General features: G+C 44.1%; 3 protein-coding genes and 1 pseudogene. 3 read left to right on the top strand and 1 reads right to left on the bottom strand.

From position 1 onward, the window contains the following. From AAFP11_RS29710 to AAFP11_RS29700, 3 genes and pseudogenes are all read left to right on the top strand, one after another. Nucleotides 1–182: pseudogene (locus AAFP11_RS29710) on the top strand (adenylate/guanylate cyclase domain-containing protein); the annotation flags it as partial. A gap of 331 nt (nucleotides 183–513) precedes the next feature. Then, nucleotides 514–1,143, top strand: a complete 630-nt coding sequence (locus AAFP11_RS29705) for a precorrin-8X methylmutase (protein ID WP_341740234.1) — start codon at nucleotides 514–516, stop codon at nucleotides 1,141–1,143. Beyond that, a complete protein-coding gene (locus AAFP11_RS29700) occupies nucleotides 1,140–1,850 on the top strand; it encodes a precorrin-2 C(20)-methyltransferase (protein WP_341740233.1) in 711 nt (236 codons plus the stop codon). The genes AAFP11_RS29705 and AAFP11_RS29700 overlap by 4 nt, the downstream gene beginning before the upstream one ends. 141 nt (nucleotides 1,851–1,991) lie before the next feature. Here the strand turns inward: AAFP11_RS29700 and AAFP11_RS29695 are convergent, their stop codons facing one another. After that, a complete protein-coding gene (locus AAFP11_RS29695) occupies nucleotides 1,992–4,661 on the bottom strand; it encodes a PAS domain S-box protein (protein WP_341740232.1) in 2,670 nt (889 codons plus the stop codon). Between the last annotated feature and the right edge of the window lie 352 nt (nucleotides 4,662–5,013).

The following is a 5,013-nucleotide window of genomic DNA, read 5'->3' as shown; positions in this document are numbered from 1 at the left end:
AATTGTTTGCGGAAGCTTTGGCGATTTACTCCGAAGGGAAGTTTGCTGAAGCGGGGCGGCTGTTTGCAGAGTGTTGGCATCAGAATCAGGGCGATGGCGTTGCTAAAATTTATTGGGAACGCTGTCATTCTGCATTAGGGACTCCCAGAAAAATCCAAGACAGGCACAACAATCTAAACTAAGGAGAAAAATCCCAAACCAGATCGGTACATTAATCAGAGGGATATGCTGACGATCATAGGTGTCAACTTAAGCTGTCAGCGCATTAAGTCTGTTAGTCATCCCGCCAGTCCGACAGGGGTTTAAACCCCTGTCTCATAGAAGACAGTCGGTTGAAACCGACTGAATATTTGCCTGAAACCAATACAGATCAATTAACTCTTCAGTCCTCTTTGAGAGGACTTTCGCTATGAGACAGGGAATTCATTCCCTGTCGGACTATTGGTTTTACCTTAAGTTGACACCAATGGCTGACGATACACTATTACCAATTCCCAATTCCCAATAATCTTAATGCTTGACTACATCCGAGACGGAACCGAAATCTACACCAAATCCTTCGCCACAATTCGCGCCGAAGCAGACTTGTCAAACTTGCCCCCCGACTTAGAATCCGTCGCAGTGCGCCTGATACACAGTTGCGGCATGACAGATATTGTCACAGATTTAGCAGCTTCCCCCGGTGCCGCCACCGCTGGATACAACGCCCTTGTCGCCGGCGCGCCCATCCTCTGCGATTCCCGCATGGTAGCCGAAGGCATCACTCGCAAACGTCTCCCCGCCGATAATCCAGTGATTTGCACCCTCTGGCATCCCAGTGTCCCAGAATTAGCACTACAAATCGGCAATACTCGATCGGCCGCAGCCCTTGATTTGTGGCTAAATGATTTGGAAGGTGCCGTAGTTGCGATCGGCAATGCCCCGACTGCTTTGTTCCGACTGCTGGAAATGTTGGATGATGGAGCTCCGAAACCGGCTTTAATCCTGGGTTTCCCGGTTGGATTTGTGGGGGCGGCCGAATCTAAAGCGGAACTCGCGGAGAACAGTCGGGGAGTGCCATTTATTACAGTACATGGGCGGCGCGGCGGCAGTGCAATGGCAACGGCGGCCGTGAATGCGTTAGCTAAAAAGGACGAATTATGACTGAGACTACTGGTAAATTGTACGGTTTGGGTATTGGCCCTGGCGATCCAGAATTGATCACTTTGAAAGCTTATCGGATTTTGCGATCGGTCCCGGTGATTGCCTATCCGGCCATGGAAAATGGTAAGGTGTTGGCGCGGGCGATCGTCGCGGATTATCTTCGCCCGGAACAAATTGAGATTCCGATGCCACTGCCTTTTAGTCCGACGCGATCGTCTCAACCTTATTATGATATTGCGGCCGAGAAAATTGCAGTCCATCTGGAGCAAGGACGAGATGTGGCGGTGCTATGTGAGGGGGAACCTTTTCTCTACGGCAGTTTTATGTATCTATTTAATCGTTTGTCGGGAACATTTACGACGGAAGTTGTGCCGGGAATTTCTTCGACAATGGCGAGTGCAAGTGCCTTGGGAGTGCCGCTGACTTACCGTAATGATGTGTTAAGTATTATGCCTGCGACTCTGGATGCTGAGGTTTTGCGCGATCGACTGGCACTGGTTGATGCTGCTGTGATTATTAAGCTAGGCCGCCACTTTGCCAAAGTCAAGGATGTGTTGATTGAGTTGGGACAGTTCGATCGAGCATTATATATTGAACGCGCCACAATGCCCAATCAGGTCATTCGGGCGATCGCAGATGTCGATCCGGCAGAAGTTCCCTATTGGGCTCTGGTGATGATACCTAGCCAGCAAAAATCCGTCTCTTAAATTATAAGAAATACCCTGAAAACCCTGTGACTTTAGTCCAGGGATGAAAGGGCGTTGCAGGATAAATCATGCCTACTCTCAAAGAGGTTCAATGTAACGCTTAACTGTTTGTGTACAGATATATCCGCAAATCAAATTATTTTAAATGCGTCGCCGATAACTCAATTCTTTAAATAAAATATTGTAACAGATTCCACACTGACTGTCAATTGTAATTTCTCCATCTAATTGCTGGGCCAACATTTTAACCAATCGCAATCCTAGGGTTTCAGTATTTTCTACATCAAACCCTGGGGGAAATCCTCGACCATTGTCTTGAATACTTAAGTGAAATTCAGTTGGTACAATTTCTAAAAAATTAATTGTGATTTCACCTTGGCGAGTAGGAATGAAAGCATATTTTAAAGAATTAGACACCAGTTCGTTAATAATCAATCCGCAAGGAATTGCTGTCTCTATATTTAAATAAATTGGCTCTATATTCAGATTTATTTGGATCGAATCGTTGCACAAACCAAAAGATTGAAATAAATTAGCAACCAAGTTTTCTACGTAATTTTGAATGTCGATCCGAGCCAGATTATCAGATTGATAAAGTTGTTCGTGAATCAAAGCCATTGAATGAATCCGGCTCTGGCTTTCTGCAAATAAAAATAGCGTCGCTTCATCATCAATGTATTGAGCTTGAAGTTCTAGCAAACTCGAAATTACCTGCATATTATTTTTTACTCTGTGGTGAATCTCCTTGAGCAATACTTCTTTTTCCCGCAGTGTTCCTTGGAGGCGCGACTCGGCAAATTTGCGCTCGCTGATATCTTCGCAAATACCCGCCACGCGATACAGTTTCCCCGACTCATTGTAAATAGGAAAAGCTCGATCGCACACCCAACAAGTTGTGCCGTCGGGACGTAAAACCCTATATTCAGTGCTAGTAGATTCGCCGGCCACGATTCGCCCAAATGACTGATGCAAAAGGTTTTGGTCTTCAGGATGCACCCAATCTATCCAATTGTAGTTATGGGCGTACAAATCTTCGCGCGATCGCCCCCAGATTTGTTCGTAAGCTGGGCTGACATACAAAATATCGGTCAACTCAACAGAAACTAGCCAGAAAGAATCTTGGATATTTTCTGCTAGCTGACGGAAGCGTTCTTCACTTTCCCGGAGAGCTTTTTGGGCCTGTTTCCTTTCGGTAGTATTCCGAGAAACTCCGACGGTCATTACCACTTTACCTTCCGTGTCAAAAATAGGTGATTTAATTGTGTCGAAATAGTTGACTTCTCCGTAACTATTTTTCAGAGGTTCTTCTAAGATTTGCCGAACTTCACCAGTGTTGAATACGCTGGCATCGTCGAGGATATATTGCTGAGTATATTCGGGTTCTTGAAGCTCAGCGTCAATCCTACCTATCAGTTCCGAATTTTCCCTTTGGTAATAGTCGCGAAAGGCTTTGTTTGCCCAGACAATGCGAGATTCTGGTCCTTTTACCAGTATGATGTCTGTAATAGCATCAAGAATTTGCTGGTACATTTGTTTGGCATCTTGTAGTTCTTTTTGGACTTTTTTTCGCTCGCTGATATCTTCTGCAATGCCAACTATACGGTAGACTTCACCCGTTGCATTTGTAATCGGAAAAGCGCGGTCTCGAATCCAGCTAATTTCCCCATTCGGTTTAACTAATCGATACTCTTCATCGTATTCACCCAATATTTGTTTAGGTAAATTGCCAATAATTCGCTGTCGATCTTCTGGATGAATCGGCTCTAAAAAAGATTTTGGTGCAGCATACAATTCCGCACACTTTCTACCCCAAATCTTTTCGTAAGCAGGGCTGACGTAAATCATTTCATCTTTAGGAAGATCGCTAATCCAAAACACACTTTCGATATTTTCTGCTAGCTGTCTAAACCTTTCTTCGCTTTCTTTAAGTGCTGCTTCTGCTTGTTTTCGTGCGGTAATATCGCACTCCACGCCAAAATATCCGACGATTCTGCCATAAGTATCATAAATGCAAATATAGTCAGCTTTGACGCAAATTGGAGTCCCGTCCAACTTGCGATTGTCACATTCTATATGAATTCTGCCCGCTTCAAATAATTGCCTAATAACCTCTCTACCATCAGCCAAGTTGTGGGATAAGAAAAAGTTAAGCGGCTGACCAATAAACTCTTCCCTAGTAGAACCATATTGAGTTATCAAAGCATCATTTGCCTTCGTTACTCGCCCCTTAGAAAATACAAAATCCAAGACTTGTTCTTGGTCAACTGTATCATCCCACTGTACAGGTTCATCTAGCATTATAAATAAAAAGCCATCTACAGATTGAGAAAAAAACAGTTCTAGCTGTTGCTGACTTTCCCTCAAAGCTTCTTCTGTGCGCCAGCGATCGATAATTTCTTCTCGCAACAGTTGGTTGGCGATTTTTAAATCCTCAGTACGCTTTTGATATTTAATTTTGAGATCGTTTTTAATTAATCCCAGCGCTATTTCTGCTTGCTGTTGTGCTGCTATATCTTGAATTCGGTAATGTTCCTGGCTTTTTTGGAGAGATGCGATGAACCCGGTGCGAGTCTCGGCGAGATCCAATTGAGTGTTGGAATCCAAGCCGCAGAGATATTGGACGGCTTGGAGTTGTGTCCGTAAATATACGCACAATTCTTTTTGTTGCTGTAACTCCTGTTCGAGTTTTCGGATTTTTAATTTTTGCTCGGCTACTAATGCTTCGCAGGTGTCAAGAGTTTCATCGTCGCCTGTGGGATGAATACACATACTCGGTAGTGAATTGGCAGTTCCAAACTTGAATTTTTTCAAGCCTAACATTTTCTAAACAAACAAAACCCACTCCCAGCGGGTTGAATTTGTGGATGGAACAAAAGCGGTTAAAACTGCTTTTACACAAACAAAACCCGCTGGCGCGGGTTGAATTTCTTTAGTCCCCTAGGAGTGGACTTCGTTGTTGTAGGAGCGAATTATATTCGCGCTGAATATTCTTTTTAAAGCTGAGGAACGTACTGTTCTTTTTCGGGGACAAAAGTGTATTCAGCCACTATTTGCCGGAATTCTTCACCGTCGATGGTTTCTTTTTCAATCAACAAATCAACTAGGCGATCGATTACTGTGCGATTTTCCCGAATAATTCGGCGGGCATCATTGTAGCAATGAT

The sequence above is a fragment of the Microcoleus sp. CAWBG640 genome (assembly GCF_020883015.1).
Classification (GTDB): domain Bacteria; phylum Cyanobacteriota; class Cyanobacteriia; order Cyanobacteriales; family Microcoleaceae; genus Microcoleus; species Microcoleus anatoxicus.
Note: the sequence above shows the minus strand (reverse complement) of the source record. Positions and strands in the feature narration are given on the sequence as shown.

Bases quoted from the DNA above. Each gene is read 5' to 3' on its own strand.
- AAFP11_RS29705 (WP_341740234.1), top strand. From the start codon at position 514: ATGCTTGACTACATCCGAGACGGAACCGAAATCTACACCAAATCCTTC.
- AAFP11_RS29700 (WP_341740233.1), top strand. From the start codon at position 1,140: ATGACTGAGACTACTGGTAAATTGTACGGTTTGGGTATTGGCCCTGGC.